Raw genomic sequence first — 26016 nt, forward strand, 5'->3', positions numbered from 1 at the left:
GAAAAATGCCAGAACTACCAGAAGTGGAAACCATTGTTACAGGGTTGAAGCCTAACCTTGAAGGAAAATTAATACATGATGTTCAGGTATTTAATAAAAGAACCATTACAAATCCTAAAGATATTGAAGGATTTGTTGCGACCATTAAAAAAACTACTATAAATGAGGTAACTAGAAAAGGTAAGTACATCGATATAATATTAGATAATAAAATGCATCTCATTATTCATCTAAGAATGACAGGACAATTGATTTATAGTAATAAAGAAATGGACTTTACACATCTTCGGGCGATGTTTAAGCTAGACAATGGGTTGTTATATTTTAACGATATTCGTAAATTTGGAACCATATCCTTATTACATCAAGATGAGCTACTACTTGAAAAGGGATATCATACCTTGGGTGTAGAACCTTTAAGCAATGAGTTTAGTGACTGTTATTTAAAAGAAAAGATAAAGGGAACTAGGCCAGTAAAGAACTTTATTTTAGATCAGACAGTTATAGCAGGACTGGGCAACATATATGCCGACGAGTGCCTATTCTTAGCTAATATAAATCCTAAGAGACCTGTAAATACACTAGATGATATGGAGATAACTCTATTAGTAGATGCAATAAAGGAAGTATTAAGTAAGGCAATCGAAAATAGGGGAACTACTTTTAGTGACTACAAAGATTCCTATGGTGGCAAAGGCGAAAACCAAAACTTTTTAAAGGTTTACGGAAGAGGCAAGGAAGACTGTTTTAAATGCGGTAAAAAACTGTCATCTGATAAAATTGGGGGAAGAACCACTGTTTTTTGCCTAGATTGTCAGAAATAATTATCACTAAAAATGCCCAATTCCATAATATGAATTAGACCATGTCATTTGATTCAACTAATCAAGGTGGTGATATTATGGAAATATGGGCAATAGTGTTTTTATCTATAGCAGTATCTTTGGATGGTTTTGGAGCAGGGTTCGCATATGGACTAAATGGAATACGAATTAACACTATTTCAAGAATATTGATATCCCTAGCTTCTGCTTTTGCAATTTACCTTTCCTTACTAGCAGGAGCTTTTCTAGGAACAGTGTTAAACCCAGGTTTTTCTAAAAACCTTGGGGCTCTACTTTTGTGTGTTATGGGAATATATATATTTACGCAAGAGTTGAAGTTTATACTAGATAAAGGTGAGATACCCAATGATTTTTATACTAAAAGTTTTTTTCAGAAGGTTTTTATTCTGTTAAAACAGCCTAGTATAGCTGATTTTGACAAATCAGGAAATATATCAGGTATGGAAGTTTTCTTTGTTGGCTTTGCCCTGGCCATGGATGCATTCGGTGCAGGGTTTGGAGCAGCACTATCTGGCTCTAATCCATTGATGACATCAATTTTTGTAGGCATATTTAAGTTTTTCTTGTTAAGCACTGGAATGACAATGGGTAAAAAACTTAACAAAATACCCTACCAAGGAGTTATACTTTTGATGCCGGGGTTGATATTTTTCTCCATAGGTGTATTTAACTTTATATAAAGTGAAAGCTCAGCTTTCACTTTTTTACATATCCGGACATTATAAATATTCCCTTTAGGGTGGGACCCCTTAGCTACTTACAAACAGGTTGTATTTTCGTGTTTATACCATTTAACAGAAATTACTCTTGAAGGATAAAGGTAAACAATGTAGAATAATATATATTTAAGCAAATACTATATAAAGGTGGGAGGTAGCCGTATGATAAAAATAGGTCTAACTGGAGGCATAGCCAGTGGAAAAAGCACCATTTCCAAAATACTTAAGGGACTTGGAGCCAAAATAATCGATGCAGATATAGAAGCAAAGGCCGCCTTAAAGCCTAATGCAGAGCCATGGCAGTTATTAATTAAAGAGTTCGGTAAAGAAATACTTAAAAATGATCAAAGTATCGATAGAAGAAAACTAGGTAATATGGTTTTTGGTGATAAACAAAAGTTAAATAAACTAAACAGCATAGTACACCCCTTTGTAATCGAAAGAATAAAAGGAAAAATAGCATACATGGAACAAAAAGGGGATATAAAAGCAGTTGTCCTAGATGCTCCACTATTAATTGAAACCAATTTACACAATTTAGTGGATGAGGTGTGGGTTGTGGATGTGGACACAAAAACACAAATTAGTAGGTTAATAAAAAGGGATAAATACAATGAAGAGCAAGCTAAAAATCGTTTAAAAGCTCAGCTTTCTCAAGAAGAAAGATTAAAATATGCTACAGCTGTTATAGACAACACCGGTGGTAGAAGACATACAAGAGAACAGGTTACAAAATTGTGGAACAATAGAGTAGAAGAATTAAATTGATGAGGTGTTTACCTTGAGAAAATCCTACAAGTTGGTCATTATTGTTACAATCCTAACATTATGTATTGCATATTTATTACAGAATCAACTACTATGGAATAAAGTCTACCCCATTGAATATAAAGATGTAGTATGGGAAAACAGTGATAAGTATGAAGTAGATCCCTACTTGATTTTAGCCCTTATGAAGGTTGAAAGTAGATTTGATACAGATGCTGTTTCCAAAAGGGGTGCAAAAGGTTTAATGCAACTGATGCCTGATACAGCTCTATGGATTGCTGAGCAAAATGACATAGAAATAACAGAGTTTGATCTTTATAAACCTGAAGTAAACATACCCCTTGCCATTTGGTATATGAGGCAACTAATCAACCAGTTTGACGATGAAGTGGTGGCAATAGCAGCATATAATGCAGGACGGGGTAATGTACGCAGATGGATAGATGAGGGAGTATGGGATGGAACTATTGCAAACTCTCAATCCATACCCTTTGGAGAGACCAGAGAGTATGTTTTAAGGGTATCCATTGTATGGAAGAAATACCATGATATCTACGTTAATTAATTCTTTTTAAATTAGGTCTTGTAATTCCTCGATTATCGTAATATAATGTAACTGTAACATCCTTGTAACTATAAAAAAATATATAGTCCCATCGTTGGACAAGTACAAGGTTAGATCTGTTTTATAATTTGCCCGTTAGAGGCAAATAAAATATAAACTATATTAGGGGGTTATTAAATGTTCAAAAAGACAATCTTAATGGCTATTAGTTTAGTACTAATCGTTGGATTGGCAGTTGGTTGTTCACCACCTGACACTCAAGTTGGTGGTACATTCAGATGGGGAGTTGGTTCTGACCCAGCACTTATGAACCCAATCCTTTACCAAGATGCTACATCAGGTGAATTTATCGATCGTATGTTTGAAGGCTTAATAAGATACGATGAGAACCTTGAAAGAGTTCCTTTGCTAGCAGATAGCTGGGACTTTGCTGATGACTTTTTATCAGTAACTTTCTATCTTAAAGAAGGCGTACTATGGCATGATGGTGAACCATTCACTTCAGAAGACGTAGTGTTTACCTTTGAAACAATGATGCATCCAGATTATCCAGGTGTTCGTGCATCCATGTTCTCAACACTTGAAAGTATTGTGGCACTAGATGAGCACACTGTACAATTTAACTTAAAAGAAGAATTTGGTCCAGTTATGAACAACTTAGGATTTAACATTATTCCTAAACACATCTACTCTGTAAACCCAGAAAATGGGGAGCCATGGCCAATTGCTGACCTAATGGATCACCCAAACAACTATGACAACGTAGTTGGTACAGGTCCATTCGTATGGAAAGAGTGGAAAACTGGTGAGTATATTTCTTTCACTAGAAACGAAAACTACCACGTTGAAGGTGTTCCTTACTTTGAAGAATTCCTAATGACTATTTATGGTGGATTAGAAGCTATGATGATGGCTCTTGAAGTTGGTAATGAGCTAGATTATGGTACAATCCAAGCAGATAAAGTTGCTGATATGGAAAAGAAAGGTCAAAATGGTGATGAAACATACGAACTAATCACATATGATGGTCTTTCATACTCATATATCGGTATGAACCAAAAAGAAGGTCTTTTTGGAGAAGGTAACGAGAACTTCTTCCAAGACTTAAGAGTGCGTCAAGCTATAGCTCACGCAGCTCCAATTGAAGACATGATTCAAAACATTTACTCAGGTAATGCTTATAGACTACACAGTTCTGTACCAAGAAGTTCTTGGGCTTATAGCGAAGAAGGTCTAACTAAGTATGACTATGATTTAGAAGCAGCAGCAGCACTTTTAGATGAAGCTGGTTGGGAATTAAGCGCTGATGGTTTTAGATATAAAAACGGTCAAAAACTTAGCTTCGAGTTAGCAACTAACGCATCTAACCAAATGAGGGTAGACGTTATCACTATTATGCAAGATGAGTTAACTAAAATCGGTGTTGAGGTTAGACTTGAGGCTATGGAGTGGCAAGCATTCCTAGACCATGTTACAAAGGAAAAAGATGCTCATGCATTTGTTTTAGGTTGGAACTTAGCAGTTGATCCAGATGCATACTCTATCTTCCACTCTGCTGCTACAAGCAACAACAACAGTATCTATTATGCTAACGAAGAAGCTGACTACTGGATTATGAAGGGTAGAAACTCTTTAGATATCGAAGTTAGAAAAGAAGCTTACGCTGAATTAGCTAAAATTCTTTCCCATGACTTACCATACGTATTCCTTTTCGCTCCTAAGAGCGTAGATGCTATTAGAACAGGTATTGAAGGATATACTGTAGGTCAAACAGGTCTGTTCTTCATGGAAAACTGGAGATACTCAAACGTAGAAGAAGCTAACTAATAGCTTTCTATAATCCAAAAAGAGCCTTGTCAACATAAGTTGACAAGGCTCTTTTTGGATTATTACCAATTTTACCTCTTATCTTGATTCTGTATCACAATTCAAACACTATTTGAAGCCTGCAAAATTATTGCAACATTTTTTTACAAAAGTATTGCAATGTATGAAATGTTAGTGTAATATAAATGTAACGAAAGAGATATAAAAAGCACAATTAAGTAAATGAGTATCAAAAATGACCTATGAAGTAATATATGTGTAATAAAATATACCTTTCGGTAATAAATATGTAAAAATACTTAATGGAATTAACACAAGCTAATTTTTGCCTCGCAAGGGCAATGAAAAAAACTAAAGGGGGCTTTTAAATGAAGAAGGTTATGTTGGTACTGCTTTCACTAACTCTAATCGTTGGTTTAGCAGTAGGATGTTCACCACCTGACGACAATATTGGTGGTAGATTTAGATGGGGAGTTGGTTCTGATCCAGCACTTATGAACCCAATTCTGTATCAAGATGCTACATCAGGTCAGTTTATTGATCGTATGTTTGAAGGTTTAATGAGATACGATGAGAACCTTGAAAGACAGCCTTTACTGGCAGATAGCTGGGATTTCTCAGATGATTTCTTAGAAATTACTTTCTACCTAAAACAAGGAGTTAAATGGCATGATGGTGAGCCTTTCACTGCTGATGATGTAGAGTTCACATTTAAGACCATGATGCATCCAGATTACCCAGGCGTTCGCGCTTCAATGTTCTCGACACTTGAGGATGTTATCGTAATCGATGAGCACACAGTTAAATTTACTCTTAAAGAAGAGTTTGGCCCAGTTATGAACAACTTAGGATTTGCTATTATTCCTAAGCACATCTTCTCTGTAGATGCTGATGGTAACCCACAAGCAATCGCAGACCTTATGGATCATCCAAACAACTATGACAACGTAGTTGGTACAGGTCCATGGAAATGGAATGAGTGGAAAACTGGTGAGTATATTTCTTTCACAAGAAACGAGAATTATCACCAAGATGGCCTTCCATACTTTGAGGAATTTATAATCAATATCTATGGTGGGTTAGAAGCTATGATGATGGCTCTAGAAGTTGGTAACGAGCTAGACTATGGCGATATTCAAGCAGATAAAGTTGTTGATTTACAAAAGAAAGGCCAAGACGGTGATGGAACTTACGACCTAGTACAGTTCGATGCACTTTCTTACACCTATATTGGTATGAACCAAAAAGAGGGTCTTTTTGGAGAAGGTAAAGAAAACTTCTTCCAAGACTTAAGAGTGCGTCAAGCTATAGCTCACGCAGCTCCAATTGAAGACATGATCCAAAACATTTACTCAGGTAATGCTTATAGACTACACAGTTCTGTTCCAAGAAGTTCTTGGGCTTATAGTGAAGAAGGTCTAACTAAGTATGATTATGATTTAGATGCTGCTGCTGCACTTCTAGACGAAGCTGGTTGGGAAGTAGGAGCTGATGGATTAAGATATAAGAACGGTCAAAAACTTAGCTTCGAGTTAGCAACTAACGCATCTAACCAAATGAGGGTAGACGTTATCACTATTATGCAAGATGAACTAACTAAAATTGGTGTTGAAGTTAAACTTGAGGCTATGGAGTGGCAAGCATTCCTAGACCATGTAACAAAGGAAAAAGACGCTCATGCATTTGTTTTAGGTTGGAACTTAGCAGTTGACCCAGATGCATACTCTATTTTCCACTCTGCTGCTGTAAGCAATAACAACAGCATCTACTACGCTAACGAAGAAGCTGACTACTGGATTATGAAGGGTAGACAGTCTCTAGATATCGAAGTTAGAAAAGAAGCATATGCTGAATTAGCTAAGATCCTTTCTAAAGACTTACCATATGTATTCTTATTCGCTCCTAAGAACACTGCTGCTATAAGAACTAACATCGAAGGATATGAATTAGGTCAAACTGGTCTATTCTTCATGGAAAAATGGCACTTTAAAAGTGGAGAAGAAGCTAACTAGTTTACAATTTTCGGCGTAGCCAAAGCCAGGCAAAGGCCGAAATGACTCCCTAATTTCCCCCTCTAGAAAGTTCTAGAGGGGGCTTTTTATTTTGACTAGTTAATCAAACAAACACAACTAAAATATATAAATTTATTTTAAAAAAAATAAGTTGTTGTATCATTTCCTTTAATACAGTATCATTAAGAGATGTAATACAGATACTTAGCACACAGAAATAAAGAAAACACTATAGTACTGGTATTTATGGTGTTATGTGATTTCAAGTTCAAAAATTATAAGTACCTGTTATAATTTAATCTTTGGTACTTTATCGATTTAAAGTGGCAAAAAAACGCTATTGACAGATTACTGTATTCGTTTTATTATGTTAACATTGAACTAATAATATAGTAGAAAATTGTCGTAGAATTACAGAAAACTTAAAGGGGCAGCAGGAATTTTACTATATTTAATAGAATAGTATTATGAATAATCACTTGTTAATAGTTTAGGAAGACAATCTTCCTAACTTGAGATACTTTCTAAATATAAGGGGGAAAGACTCAGTATTGCCTGGCGTTGGCAAAAATTAAAAAGGAGGTTTTGCTATTGAAAACGTATCTTATTAGAAGACTGCTTCAAATGATACCTTTATTCTTCGGTATTACCATTGTTTCATTTTCGATTGTTCACTTGGCTCCAGGAAGTCCAGTTGACTTGTTGGCTGGTGACCCAAACATTACCCCAGAAGACATAGCTAGAATGGAGGAAGCCCTTGGACTTAACAGACCAATTCATATCCGTTATTTTGAGTGGGTAGGAGATATGGTTAAAGGTGACTTCGGTAATAGCTTTAGGCAAGGTAAAGCAGTAAGTGCCCTTATACTAGAAAGATTACCTAATACAATGATACTAAACATATTTGCGTTGTTGATTTCCCTTTCGGTATCCATACCAGTAGGAATTTTCTCAGCAATTCGCCAGTATTCTTTGGCTGACTATCTTGCAACATTCCTTGCTTTCTTCGGTGTAGCCATGCCAAACTTCTGGCTTGCATTATTACTTCTTTACTTATTCTGGGTTAGGTTGCAAATATTGCCTGGAAGTGGTAGAGGGACCTACGGTTGGACTGTTGAATCTGTTGGTTGGCACTGGTACTTTATAGATAGAGCTAAACACATGATTCTACCAGTATTTGTATTAAGTGTTAGTACCATGGCATCATTTACTCGTTTCGTAAGAACAAGCATGCTTCAAGTAATCCGTGAGGACTATGTAAGAACAGCTAGAGCAAAAGGTTTATCTGAGAGAGTGGTTATATATAAACATGCTCTTAGAAACGCTATGATACCTCTAGTAACCATATTAGCCATGTCAATTCCTGGTCTAATTGGTGGTTCTGTAGTTATTGAACAAATTTTCTCTTGGCCTGGTGTAGGCTCCCTATCATTTAACTCAGTTATGGGAAGGGACTACAACGTTGTTATGGCATTTAACACCATAACTGCAATGTTGACACTTGTATTCATGCTACTTGCTGATATAGCATATGTGGCAGTTGACCCAAGAATAAGATTCGACTAAGTTAAATAAGTGAAAGGGGGAGAAAAAATGTCAAACAGCGAATTAAATGTTAAGAAAACAAAAATCGATGGAAAAAAGCTACTTGAAGAGGCAAAAAAGAACTCTAAAGACAGTAGTATGTTTAGAACATTTGTTAGAAGATTTAAAAGAAGTAAAACTGCTGTTTTGGGTTTGATACTTTTGAGTATAATGTTCTCATCAGCAATTTTGGCTCCACTTTATCCACATAAATATACGGAAACTAACTTAAACAACAACCTAGCTGCACCAAGTATTTCCCATCCAATGGGTACTGACCGTCTAGGTAGAGACATTTTTGCAAGAGTACTTCATGGAGGAAGGGTTTCTCTTGCCGTTGGATTTATTGCTGTTGGTATCTCAGCAACCATAGGTATACTAATTGGATCCACTGCCGGCTATTTTGGTGGTATGGTTGATAATATATTGATGAGGTTCACAGAGGTTGTAATGGTTTTCCCGCAGCTATTTTTGATTTTGACAGTTCTAGCTGTAGTAAAAGGCGGTGGAATAATGCTTGTAATGGCCATTATTGGTCTTACAGGTTGGACTGGTATCTGTCGTCTAACTAGGGGTGAGTTCCTAAGTTTAAGGGAAAGAGATTACACATATGCAGCAAGATCCCTTGGTGCAAATGACCTAAGAATCATCTTTAAACACATCCTACCAAATGCCATGGCTCCCCTTATTGTTTCGATAACTCTAGGTGTTGGTGGAGCTATACTGACAGAAACTACGTTGAGTTTCTTAGGTATAGGAGTTAGGCCGCCAGATCCAAGTTGGGGTAACGTATTAAGTGATGGTAGACAATACCTAACACGTGCACCATGGATGAGCACATACCCAGGAATATTTATATTCGTAACTATACTAGGATATAACTTCCTAGGTGATGGTTTAAGAGACGCCTTAGACCCTAGACTAAAACAATAACCTTAGGAAAGTGGGTGAAACAATGTCAGAAAAGTTGCTTACTGTAAAAAACTTAAAAACTTACTTCTATACCGAAGACGGTGTAGTTCCAGCTATAGATGGGGTTAACTTTGATGTTGCTCCAGGAGAAACTTTGGGTATTGTAGGTGAATCTGGTTGTGGTAAAAGTGTTACATCACTATCTGTAATGCGTTTGATTCCCAACCCACCAGGTAAAATTGAAGATGGAGAGATTACCTTTGATGGTAAAGATTTATTGGCCATGTCTGAAGCCGAAATGAGAAAGATTAGAGGAAATGAAATCTCAATGATTTTCCAAGAGCCAATGACCTCTCTAAACCCTGTATATACAATTGGTGATCAGTTAACTGAGGCAATAAAACTTCACCAAGGTAAGAACTCAAAAGAAGCTACAAAACATGCAATCGAAATGCTTAAGCTAGTAGGTATTCCACTACCAGATAAAAGAGTTAACGAGTATCCTCATCAATTAAGTGGTGGTATGAGACAAAGGGTTATGATTGCTATGGCTCTTTCATGTAATCCTAAACTGTTATTTGCTGATGAGCCAACAACTGCGCTGGATGTTACTATACAAGCTCAGATTTTAGAGCTTATGAAAAAGCTTAAAACAGAACTTGGTACATCTATTATTATGATTACCCATGACTTGGGTGTTATTGCAGAAATGGCAGATAGAGTTATTGTAATGTACGCAGGTAGAGTTGTTGAAGAGGGCCCAGTATTAGATATTTTTAAAGATCCTCTTCATCCTTACACAGAAGGACTTTTAAACTCTATTCCTAAAATAGAGGGAGAAAAGGAAAGACTTAAACCTATCGAAGGTGTAGTTCCTAACCCACTGGATATGCCAAGCGGATGTCGTTTCCACCCTCGCTGTCCTTATGTCACTGATCGTTGTAAGGAAGAAATTCCTACCCTTCAGGATAAAGGTAAGGGAAGAAATGTTGCTTGTTTTTTAAGATACTAAGGGAGGTGGAGAAATGACTGAAGTAGCTGAAAAAGATCTACAGACCCAAGTTGGCGAAGAGCAATCACCAGAGACACCGATTCTTGAGGTAAAAGGCTTACAAAAATATTTCCCTATTAAAGGTGGAGTATTTTCTAGAACCGTTGCCAATGTAAAAGCAGTTGATGGAATCGACTTCTATGTAAACAAAGGGGAAACCCTTGGTATAGTAGGTGAGTCAGGTTGTGGTAAGTCAACAACTGGTAAAACTCTATTAAGGCTAATTGAGCCATCTGCAGGTCAAGTGTTATATAAAGGTAAAGATATATTGAAATTTGACAGAGAGCAAATGCGTAGATTGAGAAGAAACATGCAGTTCGTATTTCAAGATCCATACTCTTCTCTTAATCCAAGGATGACTGTTGGTGACATAATCGGAGAACCTCTGGAAATTCACAACATCGCTAGGGGTGCAAACAAGTATGCTAAGGTAGCGGAACTACTAGATATAGTTGGCCTAAGTCCATACCATATTCGTCGTTATCCCCATGAGTTTAGTGGTGGTCAAAGACAAAGGATTGGTGTTGCTAGGGCATTAGCACTAAACCCTGAAATTGTTATCCTAGATGAGCCAGTATCAGCACTTGATGTTTCTATCCAATCACAGGTTATTAACTTACTTGAGGACCTTCAGAAAGATCTAGGTTTAACATACTTGTTTATCGCCCATGACTTAAGTGTTGTAAGGCATATAAGTGACAGGGTAGCTGTTATGTACCTTGGTAAAATGGTTGAGATGGCATCTAAAGAGGACCTATATCAAAATCCACAACATCCGTATACCCAAGCCTTATTATCAGCTGTTCCTATCCCAGACCCCAGTGTTCGCAGGGAAAAGATTATCCTTCAAGGTGACGTTCCGTCCCCTGTTAACCCTCCATCTGGATGTAGGTTCCATACCCGCTGTAGATACGTTATGGATATCTGTAAAAAAGACATCCCAGAATTTAAAGACATCGGTAATCAACATTTCGTTGCATGTCATCTTCATAATAAGTAATATAAAAGGTGGAGTTATAAAAGCTCCACCTTTTTTTAAACAAAAAATAAACTGAAAAGGGAGAATGTTTGTGAAAAAGTGTATTGTTTGTATAATTATACTTGTATTATTATTTTCCCAAACAGTTTTAGCAGAAGTTTTAATAGATAACCACCACAAAAATTATAACACTATAAAATGGGAAGAGATTTTTGAAGAATTTGATACACCCCCTTGGTTTCCTATAGACATAAAAGTTTTGGAGAATTATAGTGTATATATCATCGAAAAACCAACTTTTGATATCCTAAGTACAGAGAAAAGAGAAATCAAAAAGTTTATAGAGCAAGGTGGAACTGTACTATTACTTACTGAATACGAAGATCTTCAAAAAATGAATAACTATGGGTCACTAGTAGAAGAGCTAGGCTTTAGCTTTATACCTAAAATATTTATTGATACACCGGACTATGATAGTCCTAAAAGATTTTACAATCACTTTAGCACCCCACTAGTTACAGGCTCAAGAGAGTTTGATTTAACTGTGAGAAATATTTACCCACTACAACAATCGGAAAAATATACTGAAACTTATAAGGCAAAAGGAAGTTATACGGGATTTAGCTTAGTAGACAATGTATTACAAGACAGTGAAGAGTTTCACAATCCTATCTTAGGGGCAAAGATCTCCCACGGAGAAGGAAACCTCATTCTTCTATCTGGTATGTACCGATACGACTTAGAATTTACTGGTGCCATAACTAGCATACTTGACACACACCTTCGAGGTAATACGAAAAACAAGCAATTTAGTGAACTACTGCTACTTCAGGCTGCCATAGAGGATATATACTGGGAGCAAAACACTTCCCAACTAGGGTACGCCTTAGAGGATGCATGGAAGGCATATTACACAGGTGACCATGTGAGTGTTAACCAGCTGATTGACTCAATGGAAGAACTCTTCGAAGTAGATAATAATTACTCTGTTAGAAGTATCTATGCCCTTTTATTGGGTGTAGTGTACTTAACCCTTCTTCTAACAGCTAAAAAAACTAAGATACACCATAAATATATACTTATTATAGGGGTTATTTCAATTGGCTGGCTTACTAGTTATAATATCCTAAGAGCCGTAAATTCTTTTCATAGATGGCAGTTTATACTACAATTTCTTTCCCTGGGAGGGTTATTTGCACTGGCCACATTTAGGAGGAGAAATCTAATTGATTGGGGCAAAAAAGTTATTTTGATTTCTCTATTTCTTTTATACTGGTATAGTGCATCTCTCCCTAATCATATAACCATAGATAGATATTTTTTAAATAAGCCATTGATTGATCCAGAAAGTGTACCAATTCAACTTCTTATAGAGGAATTTAGGGAAAGGGACCTAGAAGGGGCTCAACTAGCCCGAGAAGTAGATGCTTTTGTAAATAGAATTATCACATATCGTGAGGAAGATATAGACTTACACATGACACCCATAGAGACCCTAAAATATAAAGAAGAAGATTGCGATGGTATAGCTATAGTCATAGCTTCTATTTTAGACGGATTAGGTATGGATGCCTATGTGGCCATAAACTCAGTTCACGCATGGGTACAGGTTGATTTAGACAACGGGGAATCCATTGGGCTTTCAACCCCTTACACAACATATTTTTATAGCCAAGATAAAAATGGATTTAGGGAAGTCAAAATTTATAACTATATCAATGCCTATCTAACGAAGTTTTACACAAACGCAATTATCAATAGTATGATAATCGCATACTTTCCAAATGTGCTTAGCTGGAAGCTGGCCCTTGATTATAGTATCATTGTAGTCATAGGTATTTTAATTGTTTCCTTAAGTAAATTTCTAGCTCAAATAAACTCAACCTATGTACTATCTATTTTTATTTTTTACCTTTTAAGTGTTAGAATGATATCTACCTTAAAATATACACATATCAAAAAAGAGATTGCAATATTGAAAGCTGTCATTACTGTTTCCACTTTCTTAACTTTAATAGTAGCCATCCCAATCCTAACTCTATTTACAATGGATAACTTGAATGACTTTCATTTATTCTTTGCGGTGGTAACCTTGCTGATCCTATATATTGGGGTAATTAGTACGTTTAGAAGAGGCCTTAAGTATCAGATAAACATCCTATTCAGGATTTTTGTAAAAAAAGAGGAAATAGATTATAATAAAGAGCAAGAGCAAATAACTTTTTTTGAGGAGCTGTAGTATATGAACTACTATGATAAAAAAAGAGACAAACGTAGTAAAACCTACGAAGAACTAATATACAATGAGCCAACACAAGAGGAGAGAAAGGTTCAAAACGTAAATATCTCAACTAAGGATGGGTGGATTCTGGTTTTTACAGCATTTAGGGTCTTTCTACCACAAATACTTCTATTTATTATACCTCTTCTTATTATATCCCTTTTATTAATGTACTTCTTTCCAACAACAGATGAGCAAATGATGATGAATATGGTTTTAACACTAGTGAGTTAAGGCACACGATCAAAAAAGTTCAAAAAAAGCTACCAGTAGTATTCTCGAAATAATTTACCAATAAAACAATATTGACAATAAACCTAAGTCTAATATATAATATTAAAGTAATTGCGAGAGTGCTGGAATCGGCAGACAGGCACGCTTGAGGGGCGTGTGTCTTAGGGCGTACGGGTTCAAGTCCCGTCTCTCGCACCATTTTTTTATTAAATAACAATGTTTTAAATAAGTATTGACATAATGTCGCATAAATGATAATATAGTTAATGTTGCACGAAGAAATGAACCACAAGGTTTTAAACAAAAAATAAAAAAGTGTTGACAAATGACATAAAAAAAGTTATACTAATAAATGTCGCTGAGATAAAAAAAACATGGAGCTGTGGTGTAGAGGCCTAACATGCCTGCCTGTCACGCAGGAGACCGCGGGTTCGACTCCCGTCAGCTCCGCCATTAACTTGCCTCGGTAGCTCAGTCGGTAGAGCAGAGGACTGAAAATCCTCGTGTCGGCGGTTCGATTCCGCCCTGAGGCACCATCAACACAAATATGCGGAAGTGGCTCAGTGGTAGAGCATCGCCTTGCCAAGGCGAGGGTCGCGGGTTCAAATCCCGTCTTCCGCTCCAAATTTAATTTGGCGGCATAGCCAAGTGGTAAGGCAGAGGACTGCAAATCCTTTACTCCCCAGTTCAAATCTGGGTGCCGCCTCCAAAGCTTACCTTAAAACTCAATACACCCTGCCGGGGTGGCGGAACAGGCAGACGCAAGGGACTTAAAATCCCTCGGGCCAAAAGCCCGTACCGGTTCGATTCCGGTCCTCGGCACCACTTTAAAAATTAACTACCTGAGAGAATATCTCAGGTTTTGATTTATATAAATATATGGGTTCGTAACTCAGCGGGAGAGTGCTACCTTGACAGGGTAGAAGTCGCGCGTTCAATCCGCGCCGGACCCACCATAAACTAATACATGCAGCCCGGATGGCTGTTTTTTTATACCCCTTTCGGAATTTTTTCTTTTTTATTTATTGACAAATTAACTGTATATAACATCCCTTGCACTCATATACTATTTTTAGATAGTGTGACAAAAGGGGGGAAAAACATGAAAAATGTAACAATCAGTGCTAAGCGGTACATGGATCAATTTAGGTTCTGCTTAGAAGACAAATTACAACCCCTAAAGAAACTTGGGGTAAACATAGATGTGACCGAAGAATATAAGGGGAATATGACTTTTTTGGGCTGTTCATTTAGAAACACCACTTTAGCAAATCTAGACTATGAAAAAATGGCTGTTAGCAATATTGCAGAGGCCTTAGCAAGCTACATAGTTGACGTATTAGAGAAGCCTTTGATAGATAAGCTTATTAAAAGCACATATAGCGAAACAAGTGAAAAAGAGCAGAACATGATTTATATAAAAACCTTAGAACTCATAAGGATTAGGAATCATCAGCACTCGAGGGATATAAGGTTAAAGAAAATCATGGCTGAAAAGCTTGTGGATTATTTTGATAAACAATGGCAGATAAACATAGAGGGATTTGTTAGATTTAGACTACAAGAATATATGACGGACTTAACATCCGTAATGGAAGAAGCAAAAGAAGAGGTTGTTGTTGAAAAAGAATATAATGATTTTATAAAGCTTCTTAGATACTTTGTTGATATTCAAGAACCAAAAGTAACCTATGCACATCTTATGAAAAAGAAAGGAAAATATATCTTAATTGATAGTAACGATGACATCATTGCTGAAGAAGCATGTGGAGATCTAAATGGTTGTGATGCAATTATAAGTTGCCTAGTTACTTACGCTCCTGAAAAAATTCATGTTCACATAAAGGACTTTTACTCAGATGAGGAAGTTTTAACTACAGTAAACAATATATTTGATGATAGAGTTGTACTATGTCTTGGGTGTAATACTTGCGCAGAGATCAAAGATAATAAGATTTCTTCGTTAGAAGATACGAATAAAAGCTAGGTCCCTTATAAGGGACTTACGCTTTTTTAAAAAGTTTTAGTACCATTACAAATAAAAAAAAGGGAATTCCTGTCAACCATTTTTGAAAATGTCCTAAAAAAGTCTTAACATAAGCACCAGATTTCTGGTGCTAAATTCTAAAAACACTTTTCAGAATAGTTATGCTATTAACTTTTAATACTGCGACAATCTGTTGTTGTTCATGGCTTTCACAAAAGACAGTTGTAGCCGATGCTTCAGCTTCGGCTGACATTCAAAATGAACAGTATGATGGTAGGACTTTGTACTCGCCGTAAAACAAAAAGGCAGTGCCTAGAATGCACCTTGTTTTTGCGTAACTTTAATAAACCTAGTGATTTCTAAGATTCTTGCTAAGCTATGTTGTTCCTATGTAATTGCTTTTTTAAATATCTTTCAAATGATGCCTGTTTCCATGGGTGACTCATTGGAGGAATATATTTTTTCTTAGGTTTCTCAGGAAGAGTTGCTAGATCAAATGCTTTTGAAGAGGGTTTATGATGTGGTAGCAACTCAAGCAAATAAACCTGTTCACCAATACAGCAGTAAATGTCCCCATCAAAGGCTTTAATGACCATAGCTGTAGTACCCTTACGGTAATGCACTGCAACTCCATAAGCATTAACAGGCAGATAATACTCATTATGATATTTAATACAACTCCCATTATCAATTTTTCTAGAAGAAATTACCGCCAGTGTTAGATTGATTTTATCATTATCTGGTTGCGTTTCGAACACAGATTTGATACTATCAATAGGTAAAGCGAATCGCTTGTTGAATTTTTTTATGTAGGAGTAAAGGAATTTGTTTGCCTCCTCAATTGAGGAGACACCTCTCAAGCGTAGCTCTACGACTAGGCGGGATTGAAGAGTGCCAAATACTCTTTCAACCCGCCCTTTTGCTTGTGGAACGCTAGATGTCTGAATGTCGATTCCTAACTGCTTACATGCATATCCGAACTGAGTAAATGTATCTTTTTCAACTGAAGCTTCTTTTTTCTTTTCGTATTTTCTTTTATACTCAAATACAGTGCGATTATCTGTAAAAAACTGATAAGGGATTCCATAGTTAGTTAGGACCTGATTAAGAACATTGTAGTAGCCTTTTAACGTTTCCTGCTCATCAAAGTAAGCGCCTAACATTTGCCCTGTGGCATCATCGATTGCTACATGAAGGTGTGTTTTTATGCCACCAAACCACTCATGCATGGAAGCGTCCATTTGGAGCATTTCTCCAAAGTAAGCACACCTAGGACGCCTAGGATGAGAGTCCTCTATATCTAAAATGGAGCTTTGAATGACAGCTGCCTTCTTCATAGATTTAGTTTTAGCTTGAAGATCCTTTAGTTCTTTCTTCAATGCTTTCCTAGAAGATCGTGTTGCCATTGGCGAAAGGATGAACTCTTTCCTAAGAATAGAAGTAATGGTACCGACAGATACTTTGATGTCTTCCATCTCATTAAGAAGCTCTGAAAAATGGGTTAGATTACAATCATAATACTTAGTGCGGTATAAGTCTAAGATTAACTTCTTGGTATCTTCAGATAAGGTTATTGAAGGTTGCCTACCACGGTTTCCATGAATGAAAAAAGCTTTACCTTTTTCTTTATACCCTTTGATTAGCCTACTGATATGCCTAGGTGTACACCTGATTTTAAGGGCTGCAGTTTTCTTGTTGCCATTAGTTTCTACCAACTTTTTAATTATTTCATATTTCTGATTCTCATCCATAGTTAATATCACCTTTCTCATCTTGTCCACCTCATTTTTATAGTCATGAGGGTATTATAATATATGAATTACTTTTAGGACATAATCTTTTGTGGTATAACTAGACATTATCATATATGAATCATACATTACAAATAAAAAAAAGGGAATTCCTTGACAAAGTACTTAAATAGTATTAAAATATATAAAGTAAAGAAGAGGCCATCCGCTTCTCACCTTATGACCAAGCTTTAGGCTACGAGTTGTCAGGTTAAATACCAATAAGATAATACAGATAATACTTTTGTATTCTTTATGGGCGGATGGTTATATCCGCCCATTTTTTGTTGTTCTTTTGGGCATGCCAATTACGCATCAAATCATAGAATTTGAGTGTTTGTGGAAAATACCAGGAGGTGAAAAGTTATTAGTAATAAAGACTTATTGATTAACGAGGAAATCAAAGTCAAAGAGATTCGTCTAATAGACGAAGAAGGAAATCAAGTTGGTGTAACTGCTACTAAAGAGGCTCTTAAAACAGCTCAAGCTAAAAATCTTGATCTTGTAGAAATAGCCCCTCAAGCTAAGCCACCAGTTTGCCGTATTATGGATTATGGAAAATACAAGTACGAGCAAAGTAAAAGAGAAAAAGAAGCTAGGAAAAATCAACATGTTATCACAGTAAAAGAAATTCAGGTTAGACCAAAGATCGATGAGCACGACTATCAAACCAAACTAAGGAACATAATCAAATTCCTAGAAGGTAAGGATAAGGTTAAAGTAACCATCAGATTCAGGGGTCGAGAAGTTGCATATGCTAACCAAGGAAAAGAAATCTGTGAGAGAATAGCTGAAACAACTAAAGAAATAGCAGTTGTTGAAAAACCTGCTAAACTTGAAGGTAGAAACATGATAATGGTTTTAGCTCCAAAATAAAACCCTTGGAAGGAGGCTTTTTATAATGCCAAAGATGAAAACCCACAGTGGTGCTAAAAAAAGATTCAAGAAAACCAAAAAAGGTAAAATCAAAAGAAGTCATGCTTTTACAAGTCACATTCTAACTAAGAAAAGTGCTAAAAGAAAGCGTAACCTTAGAAAAATGGGTCTAGTTAGCAAAAGCGACGTAAAAAGAGTACTTAAACTTTTACCATAGTCTAATTAAAGAAAAAGGAGGTATACGAGATGCCAAGAGTAAAACCAGGTGTTCAAACTAGGAAACGTCACAAAAAAATATTAAAGCTTGCTAAAGGCTATTATGGCGCTAAAAGCAAGATTTTCCGTAAAGCAAATGAGCAGATTCTAAAATCTTTATCATATGCATACAGAGATAGAAAAAACCGTAAGAGGGACTTCAGAAAGCTTTGGATCGCAAGAATCAATGCTGAGGCTAGAAACAATGGTCTTTCTTATAGCAGAATGATTAATGGTCTTAAAGTTGCTGGTGTTGATATCAACCGAAAAATGCTTGCCGATTTAGCTGTTAATGACAACGCTGCATTCGCACAACTAGCAGAACTAGCAAAAAGCAAACTTAACTAACTAAAAGCGCAAATCTGCGCTTTTTTTAGCATTGAAATAGCTGCCAATAAGTAGTAGGCCTTAGAGCACAGGGGCGCTAGCGTCGATTGTAAGGTAAAAAAACTTAGCACTATTGCGGCTAACTACAAAATGAATAATCATTAATTTAAATCATAAACTAGAATAGATAGGCGAAAGGAGGTATACCTGATGCCTAAGAAAAAAGTTGCACTTTCCCCGGCTAGGGTTTTAGTAGGTGGTTTCCTAGGGCTAATACTCATAGGTACCATACTTCTATCTTTACCCCAAGCTTCTGTAGAGGGAAGACTCCCTGTTTTTGATGCCTTGTTTACAGCTACTTCCGCCGTTTGTGTAACTGGACTTGTAGTTGTAGATACTGGAACTCATTTTACTATATTTGGACAAGTGGTAATAATGATTTTAATACAGGCTGGTGGATTAGGCTTTATGACCATGGCTACACTTTTCTTTTTAATTTTAGGTAAAAAAATAACCCTTAAAGAAAGGTTGGTTATGCAAGAGGCACTAAATCAATTTTCCCTTGAAGGTCTAGTAAGGCTAACAAAAACAATATTGGTTTTTACTTTAGTAATCGAGGGATTAGCTGCTTTGATATTGGGACTTAGATTTTCCGTTGATATGGGCTTCCGTACAGGTATGTATATGGGAGTTTTCCACTCAATTTCTGCATTTAGTAACGCAGGTTTTGACCTAATGGGTAGCGTTGGTGGATCAAGTATGACAGCATACTGGAACGATCCACTTGTTAATTTAGTAATTATTGGGTTGTTTGTTTTTGGCGGACTGGGCTTTACAGTACTTGTTGATATCTATAATAGAAGACCTATTAAAAAAATGGCTTTACATAGTAAATTTGTATTGTTACTAACAGCAATATTGCTGGTGGTAGGTTTCTTGGGAGTTTTTATATTAGAGTATAACAACCCTGAAACCATAGGGGAAATGACTTTTATTCAAAAGATACTTCCATCTATTTTTACAGGGGCAACTACAAGGACAGCAGGATTTAATACATTAGATACTGGGGCTTTAAACCCAGCAACACTGTTTTTTATGTTAGTGTTAATGTTCGTAGGAGCTTCACCTGCATCTACAGGTGGTGGTATAAAGACGACTACCTTTGGTGTTCTATTAGTGTCTGTAGCAGCTATGATAAAAGGTAAAGAGGATGTTGACTTATTTTCCAGACGCTTACCTATGAATATAATTCTTAAGGCCCTTGCTATAATTGTAATTGGGTTGATAGTAGTAGGAGTAGCTACAATTATTTTGGCTCAGACTGAGCAACACGACTTTTTACAAATAGTTTTTGAAGTAGTTTCTGCATTCGGTACAGTGGGACTTTCGACGGGTATTACTTCTGAGTTAAGCGTTGCAGGAAGAGGCATAATAATAGTGATAATGTTCATGGGCAGAGTTGGTCCATTAACAATGGCTTTAGCCTTTGGGCAAAGACTAAAACCGAGCAAAATCCGCCATCCGGAAGAGAAGGTTTTAGTGGGTTAAAAGGAGGTAATAATAATGAAGGAATTCGCAATTATTGGTTTAGGTAGATTTGGAGCAGCTGTGGCTAAAACTTTATATAACATGGGCTATGAGGTTCTTGGAATTGATATAAATGAGGAAAGAGTTCAAGAAGCTAGGGACTATACCACACATGCTGTACAAGTTGATGCAATAGATGAAAATTCCCTAAAGGCATTGGGAATAAGAAACTTTGATGTTGCAATCGTGGGAATCGGTCAAGACATTCAAGCTAGCATTTTAACGACCCTTATTTTAAAGGAAATGGGTATAGAATACGTTGTATCAAAGGCTCAAAATGACTTGCACGGCAAAGTTCTGTATAAGACAGGGGCTGATAGGGTGATTTTCCCAGAGCGAGATATGGGTGTGAGGGTAGCTAACAACTTAACAAGTACAAATATTTTAGATTATATTGAACTAGCACCTGACTATAGTATAGTAGAAGTAACGGCACCTGGTTTCATGGTTGGGAAAACCCTGATGGAGCTTGATCTAAGGGCAAAGTATTCTATAAACGTTGTTGCTATTAAATCAGGTAAAGATATCAATGTTGCACCAGTGGCTGAAGCAGAAATTCAAGATGGTGATATTTTAGTTGCCATCGGAAGTAACGATAAGCTGAAAAAAATAGAGGAGCGGTAAAAGTGGTAATTACCTCTTCAAGTAATAAAATTGTTAAAGATATTTTAGATATAAAGCGAAAAGGTAAAAAGAGTAGTAGTCAACTGCTATTTTTTGAAGGGCAGCGATTGGTTGAAGATGTTTTAGCTTGCGGTGCTGAAATTGAGACGCTAATAATAAGGGAAAGTAGCTCTGAGAAATACTCGCATATTTGTACTAATAATAAAGTTATATTTTCAGACAAGTTATTTGAACATATATCTGGAACAGTTAATAGTCAAGGTATTGCACTGCTAGCCAAAAGACCTATACTACCCATAGGTGGAGGTAAGCTATTCTTAGCCTTAGATAGGGTACAAGACCCAGGAAACCTAGGGACAATAATAAGAACAGCTCTAGCTTGTGACGTTGATGGAATCTTTTTGCTTAAAGGAACAGTGGATCTATACAATGAAAAAGCCCTTAGATCTACCATGGGAGCAATTTATAAGATTCCAATCTACATAGATGTTGAAATGGATCATCTGGTTAACTTTATCAAAGAGCAAGGGATAACACCTATAAAGGCAAGCATAAAGGGAGAACAGTTATATGACAAAATACCCAAAGGGAAATACATGGTATTTGTTGGTAATGAAGGAAATGGCTTATCACAGGAAGTTGAAGAACTTGAAGGTTTAGATGTTAGAATTCCCCTTTATGGTGATATAGAATCTTTGAATGTGGCTGTGGCAACGGGTATAATACTATATGGAATCAAAGGAAATGAATAAACAAGAATTAAACTTTAAAATGAGCCCCAAGTAAATTGCAAATTGTCAGTCAATATGATATAATAACCCTACCGACTATGACCGGAGGGGAAAGCCATGGGATACAAAGAATTGTATTGGGAGCTTTTTATTAAAACCGGAATTTTAGCCTTTTATGTTCAGTATAGGCAAATGTGTAAGAAAACATCGTAAAAAGATAATGCGAAAGAGAGTAAACTATTTATGTGCTATAACAGGGAATGAGGTCAGGACTGAGAGCCTCTATGGTGTAAGGTAGTTGAAATTCACTTTCAAATCGGTGAAGTGAAAAGCCAGTAGTTTCACCCGGTTGACTCCGTTATGGGTCTTTGAGTGGCTGTAAATAGCAAATTGGGTGGTACCGCGGAAATCTCCGTCCCATATGGGAGTCGGGGATTTTTTTTGTTATCAAGAAAAGAAATATAAGTCGAGAGTATTTATAAGCATTAATTCCGCAAAGGGATTCTGTCCAACTAACCAGCTAACACTGAAAACTAACTGCAAAATAACTGTAAAACAAACAATAGAAATGGAGGAAGAACAAATGAAAGATAAATTATCAGAGTTACAAAGTATCGCTTTAGAGAATATCGAAGATGCTCAAACCCTTGCTCAGCTGGAAGAGTATAAGGTCAACTACTTAGGTAAAAAAGGAGAAATCACTTCAATCCTTAGGGGTATGGGATCATTGTCTGCAGAAGAAAGGCCTATACTAGGTCAAATGGCAAACGATGTCAAGGAAAAGATTCAACAAGCAATTACAGATAAAATTGTAAGCCTAGAAGAAAAGGAACTTTTACTTAAGTTAGATGAGGAAAAAATAGATATATCTTTGCCTGGTACAAAAAAATCTGTTGGTAGTTTACACCCTCTTACTTTAGTTCGTAGAGAAATGGAGCAAATATTCCTAGGCATGGGTTACGATATAGTTGAAGGACCAGAAATAGAAACAGATCACTATAACTTTGAAGCCCTTAACTTGCCGAAAAACCATCCTGCTAGAGATATGCAAGATACTTTCTATATCACTGAAAATATATTGCTGAGGACACATACATCTCCTGTACAGGCACGAACCATGGGTAAAAGGGCACCAGAAGTTCCCCTTCGCATTATCAGTCCAGGAAGGGTATTTAGAAAAGATGATGATGCAACACACTCGCCTATGTTCCATCAGGTTGAAGGTTTAGTAATAGATAAAAACATAACCCTTGCAGACTTAAAGGGGACACTCTTACTTTTCGCAAAGCAGATGTTTGGTGAAAAACAACAAGTTAGGTTACGACCAAGTTTCTTCCCATTTACAGAGCCCAGTGCAGAAGTTGATATAAGCTGTTTCTCTTGTGAAGGGAATGGTTGTGGTTTGTGCTCCCAAACTGGATGGATTGAGATACTAGGAGCTGGCATGGTGCATCCAAATGTTCTTGAAATGGGTGGGTATGACCCAAATGAAGTTCAAGGATTCGCATTTGGAATGGGTGTAGAAAGAATAGCTATGCTTAAATACGGTATAAGTGACATAAGAGAATTTTACAATGGTGACTTAAGAGTAGTACAACAATTCGCTAGGGGGTAAAACATAATGAAAATATCATATAATTGGTTAAAAGAATATATAGATTTAAGCTTAACACCAGAGCAGCTTGCTGAAACATTGACTAAAGCAGGAGTGGTTGTAGAACATGTAACCAAACCTTTTGAAGCATTCTCAGGTATCGTGGTAGCTGAAATTAAAGAAATCGAAAAACACCCCGACGCAGACAAACTATCTGTGACTAAGGTTTTTAACGGACAAGAGCTTTTACAAGTTGTTTGTGGTGCGAAAAACATAAAGGTTGGACAAAGGGTCCCATTAGCCCAGGTAGGAGCAGTGTTGCCAGGTGATTTCAAAATTAAGAAATCAAAGCTTAGGGGAGTCGAATCCCAAGGGATGCTATGTTCGTCAGATGAATTAGGCTTAGATTTAGAGCTAGAAGACGGTATTATGATATTACCTGAGGATTCACCCATCGGTGAAGATATTAGAGTGTTCCTGGGATTAAATGATTCCATCTTACTACTTGATTTAACGCCTAATCGCAGTGATTGTCTAAGTATTCTAGGTGTTGCTAAAGAAGTAGCTGCTTTAACAGGTTGTGAATTAAAAATGCCTCAGGGCTATGAAAATGAGCAAGGTCAAGGCAGCTTTACTGTGGAGATAGCCACTTCTGACTGCAAAAACTATGTAGCCCAAGAAATAAGAGGCATAAAAGTAGGCCCTTCACCACTTTGGTTGCAGATAAAACTATTAAAAGCAGGAATGAGACCCATAAACAATGTTGTTGATATAACAAACTTTGTCATGTTAGAGTATGGTCAACCTTTACACGGTTTTGATATGGATAAAATCCCAAGTAAGAAAATAGTTGTTAAAAACAGTCAAAGTCAGCAAGAAATTCAAACCCTAGACGGTCAAAAAAGAAATTTGCCTGAAGGGACCCTTACAATAACTGATGGAATAGCTCCTTTAGCCATTGCAGGTGTAATGGGTGGAGAGAACAGCGAAGTAGATGAAAATACTTGTGATATTCTTATAGAGTCTGCATATTTTAACAATATAGCTGTTAGAAAAAGTGTAAAAGCTCTAAATCTAAGATCTGAAGCTTCTTCACGCTTCGAGAAATCTGTTGCCCCACTATATATTAAAGATGCAGCACTAAGAGCAGCCTTTCTACTAGAAGAAATCTGTGGTGGGAAGATAACAGGAACTAACCTAGTTGGTGATTTTACCCATGACCCTAAGGAGATTGATCTAGACCCTAAAAAAGTAAACTCCTTACTAGGTATACAGGTGAGTACAGAAGATATAGCTACTATACTTAAGAGTTTAGGATGCATTGTTAAAGGTAACGGAGATAAATTAAATGTAGTCATACCACATCATAGAGTGGATATAACTATTGATGTAGACCTAGTGGAAGAAGTTGCAAGAATTTATGGGTATGACAATATCCCATCAACATTACCAGAAGGCAAAACAACTGCTGGTAAGTATTGCTTCAGCCAACAGATGGTAAATGATCTTAAAGATTTATTAGTAGCTCAAGGTGTAAGGGAAGTAGTAACATATCCATTTATATCACCAGATAGCTTTTTGAAAACACAGCTAGAACCCACCATGGCAATTCCCCTTGCGAATCCTCTAGGGAAGGAGAATAGCCTTATGCGTACATCCATGTTGCCATCAGCACTAAATAGTGTGGCATATAACTTAAACCACAATAACGATAATATAGCGTTATTTGAGTTTGGGAAAACATATATAGGCAAATTGCCCTTAGAGACACTTCCCCAGGAAAACGAAGTACTGGTTGTTGCTCAAGTGGGTGAACACGAGAAAAATCATTGGCTAACTGGAAAAGGTATCAAAAAGGATTTCTACTCAATAAAGGGTATTTTAGAAAGTATAATGACTCTATGTAAAATAGATGAATGGGAAATTAAAAGGGATATATGTCCTCAATTTCACCCAGGGCGTAGCGGTGCTGTTTATGTTTGTACTCGGCAGGTAGGCTACATTGGTCAACTACATCCTATGGTAGCAAAAAACTGGGATATTAAAGAAGAGGTATATATTTTAGAGCTAAATTTAACAGAACTAATGGAGAAAGCATCTCAAGAGTTTAATTATAAATCTGTAGTTAAATTCCCTGCAGTTGTAAGGGACATTGCTGTTATTGTAGATAAAGATCTAGATGCAGGTGTACTTGTTAAGACAATTAAAGGATTAAATCCTATGATTACATCGGCAGAAATTTTTGATGTTTACTCTGGTAAAGGTATTGAAGAAGGTAAAAAGAGTATAGCAATAACTTTTACCTTACAAAAAGCAGGAACCCTAAAGGAAGAAGAAATTACATTTTTCACTAAGAGAATTTTAACAACCTTAGAGGATAGGCACGGTGCTAAGCTACGTCAAATAAAGATAGTAGAAAAGAAGGAATTGGCTTAAATTTGTTGAAATATACAAAAAGAATTGTAAGG

Annotated in this window: 22 protein-coding genes, 7 tRNA genes and 2 other annotated features; of the genes, 28 read left to right on the plus strand and 1 reads right to left on the minus strand. The window is 36.6% G+C overall.

Annotated features, from left to right (window positions below):
* Window positions 1-5 precede the first annotated feature (5 nt).
* From mutM to ytxC, 20 genes are all read left to right on the plus strand, one after another.
* Window positions 6-824, plus strand: a complete 819-nt coding sequence (mutM, locus tag HYG86_RS13305) for a DNA-formamidopyrimidine glycosylase (protein ID WP_213166094.1) — start codon at window positions 6-8, stop codon at window positions 822-824.
* Window positions 825-901: 77 nt separating this feature from the next.
* Window positions 902-1525 (plus strand): sporulation membrane protein YtaF, encoded by a 624-nt coding sequence (gene ytaF, locus HYG86_RS13310; RefSeq protein ID WP_213166095.1) that lies wholly within the window; start codon window positions 902-904, stop codon window positions 1523-1525.
* A 201-nt stretch (window positions 1526-1726) separates the two neighbouring features.
* Entirely contained in the window at window positions 1727-2332 is a 606-nt protein-coding gene (coaE, locus tag HYG86_RS13315; RefSeq protein WP_213166096.1) for a dephospho-CoA kinase, read from the plus strand.
* Window positions 2333-2345: 13 nt separating this feature from the next.
* Entirely contained in the window at window positions 2346-2897 is a 552-nt protein-coding gene (locus HYG86_RS13320; RefSeq protein WP_213166097.1) for a lytic transglycosylase domain-containing protein, read from the plus strand.
* A 177-nt stretch (window positions 2898-3074) separates the two neighbouring features.
* Complete coding sequence (locus HYG86_RS13325; protein WP_213166098.1) at window positions 3075-4724, plus strand: ABC transporter substrate-binding protein; 1650 nt, start codon at window positions 3075-3077, stop codon at window positions 4722-4724.
* Between the two features lie 368 nt (window positions 4725-5092).
* Window positions 5093-6736 (plus strand): ABC transporter substrate-binding protein, encoded by a 1644-nt coding sequence (locus HYG86_RS13330; RefSeq protein WP_213166099.1) that lies wholly within the window; start codon window positions 5093-5095, stop codon window positions 6734-6736.
* 591 nt (window positions 6737-7327) lie between these two features.
* Window positions 7328-8302 (plus strand): ABC transporter permease, encoded by a 975-nt coding sequence (locus HYG86_RS13335; protein WP_213166100.1) that lies wholly within the window; start codon window positions 7328-7330, stop codon window positions 8300-8302.
* Between the two features lie 27 nt (window positions 8303-8329).
* Complete coding sequence (locus HYG86_RS13340; RefSeq protein WP_246451784.1) at window positions 8330-9253, plus strand: ABC transporter permease; 924 nt, start codon at window positions 8330-8332, stop codon at window positions 9251-9253.
* Between the two features lie 22 nt (window positions 9254-9275).
* Window positions 9276-10244, plus strand: a complete 969-nt coding sequence (locus HYG86_RS13345; protein ID WP_213166101.1) for an ABC transporter ATP-binding protein — start codon at window positions 9276-9278, stop codon at window positions 10242-10244.
* A 13-nt stretch (window positions 10245-10257) separates the two neighbouring features.
* A complete protein-coding gene (locus HYG86_RS13350; protein ID WP_213166102.1) occupies window positions 10258-11283 on the plus strand; it encodes an ABC transporter ATP-binding protein in 1026 nt (341 codons plus the stop codon).
* A gap of 70 nt (window positions 11284-11353) precedes the next feature.
* Window positions 11354-13501 carry a hypothetical protein gene (locus HYG86_RS13355; protein ID WP_213166103.1) on the plus strand — a complete coding sequence of 716 codons (2148 nt, stop codon included), beginning with the start codon at window positions 11354-11356 and terminating at the stop codon, window positions 13499-13501.
* A 3-nt stretch (window positions 13502-13504) separates the two neighbouring features.
* Window positions 13505-13777: a hypothetical protein gene (locus HYG86_RS13360; RefSeq protein WP_213166104.1), complete on the plus strand. Its 273-nt coding sequence runs from the start codon at window positions 13505-13507 to the stop codon at window positions 13775-13777.
* Window positions 13778-13890: 113 nt separating this feature from the next.
* Window positions 13891-13975, plus strand: a tRNA-Leu gene (locus HYG86_RS13365).
* 178 nt (window positions 13976-14153) lie between these two features.
* A tRNA-Asp gene (locus HYG86_RS13370) sits at window positions 14154-14230 on the plus strand.
* A 7-nt stretch (window positions 14231-14237) separates the two neighbouring features.
* Window positions 14238-14313: transfer RNA gene (locus tag HYG86_RS13375), tRNA-Phe, on the plus strand.
* 13 nt (window positions 14314-14326) lie between these two features.
* Window positions 14327-14401, plus strand: a tRNA-Gly gene (locus HYG86_RS13380).
* Between the two features lie 10 nt (window positions 14402-14411).
* Window positions 14412-14486: transfer RNA gene (locus tag HYG86_RS13385), tRNA-Cys, on the plus strand.
* Window positions 14487-14514: 28 nt separating this feature from the next.
* Window positions 14515-14602, plus strand: a tRNA-Leu gene (locus HYG86_RS13390).
* A 56-nt stretch (window positions 14603-14658) separates the two neighbouring features.
* Window positions 14659-14733: transfer RNA gene (locus HYG86_RS13395), tRNA-Val, on the plus strand.
* A gap of 146 nt (window positions 14734-14879) precedes the next feature.
* Window positions 14880-15764: a putative sporulation protein YtxC gene (gene ytxC / locus HYG86_RS13400; protein WP_213166105.1), complete on the plus strand. Its 885-nt coding sequence runs from the start codon at window positions 14880-14882 to the stop codon at window positions 15762-15764.
* Window positions 15765-16135: 371 nt separating this feature from the next.
* Here ytxC and HYG86_RS13405 read toward each other — a convergent pair whose 3' ends face one another.
* Complete coding sequence (locus HYG86_RS13405) at window positions 16136-17515, minus strand: ISNCY family transposase (RefSeq protein ID WP_213169275.1); 1380 nt, start codon at window positions 17513-17515, stop codon at window positions 16136-16138.
* 186 nt (window positions 17516-17701) lie between these two features.
* Window positions 17702-17845 (plus strand) — a sequence feature (ribosomal protein L20 leader region).
* A gap of 93 nt (window positions 17846-17938) precedes the next feature.
* On the opposite strand from HYG86_RS13405, the gene infC reads away from it, so the two are divergent.
* The 8 genes from infC (at window position 17939) to pheT (ending at window position 25984) form a co-directional block, all read left to right on the plus strand.
* On the plus strand, window positions 17939-18430 hold the full coding sequence (infC, locus tag HYG86_RS13410) for a translation initiation factor IF-3 (RefSeq protein WP_281391278.1): 492 nt from the start codon (window positions 17939-17941) through the stop codon (window positions 18428-18430).
* Between the two features lie 25 nt (window positions 18431-18455).
* On the plus strand, window positions 18456-18647 hold the full coding sequence (gene rpmI, locus HYG86_RS13415) for a 50S ribosomal protein L35 (protein WP_213166106.1): 192 nt from the start codon (window positions 18456-18458) through the stop codon (window positions 18645-18647).
* 29 nt (window positions 18648-18676) lie between these two features.
* Window positions 18677-19033, plus strand: coding sequence for a 50S ribosomal protein L20 (gene rplT / locus HYG86_RS13420; protein ID WP_213166107.1), 357 nt, complete (start codon window positions 18677-18679; stop codon window positions 19031-19033).
* 189 nt (window positions 19034-19222) lie between these two features.
* Window positions 19223-20560 carry a TrkH family potassium uptake protein gene (locus tag HYG86_RS13425; RefSeq protein WP_213166108.1) on the plus strand — a complete coding sequence of 446 codons (1338 nt, stop codon included), beginning with the start codon at window positions 19223-19225 and terminating at the stop codon, window positions 20558-20560.
* 15 nt (window positions 20561-20575) lie between these two features.
* Complete coding sequence (locus HYG86_RS13430) at window positions 20576-21223, plus strand: potassium channel family protein (protein ID WP_213166109.1); 648 nt, start codon at window positions 20576-20578, stop codon at window positions 21221-21223.
* Window positions 21224-21225: 2 nt separating this feature from the next.
* The gene (locus tag HYG86_RS13435; protein WP_213166110.1) at window positions 21226-21975 is read left to right on the plus strand and encodes a TrmH family RNA methyltransferase; all 750 of its coding nucleotides are present in this window, start codon (window positions 21226-21228) and stop codon (window positions 21973-21975) included.
* Between the two features lie 190 nt (window positions 21976-22165).
* Window positions 22166-22377, plus strand: a binding site (T-box leader).
* A gap of 160 nt (window positions 22378-22537) precedes the next feature.
* The gene (gene pheS / locus HYG86_RS13440; protein ID WP_213166111.1) at window positions 22538-23569 is read left to right on the plus strand and encodes a phenylalanine--tRNA ligase subunit alpha; all 1032 of its coding nucleotides are present in this window, start codon (window positions 22538-22540) and stop codon (window positions 23567-23569) included.
* Between the two features lie 6 nt (window positions 23570-23575).
* Entirely contained in the window at window positions 23576-25984 is a 2409-nt protein-coding gene (pheT, locus tag HYG86_RS13445) for a phenylalanine--tRNA ligase subunit beta (protein WP_213166112.1), read from the plus strand.
* Window positions 25985-26016 lie beyond the last annotated feature (32 nt).

Source organism: Alkalicella caledoniensis (genome assembly GCF_014467015.1).
Classification (GTDB): domain Bacteria; phylum Bacillota; class Proteinivoracia; order Proteinivoracales; family Proteinivoracaceae; genus Alkalicella; species Alkalicella caledoniensis.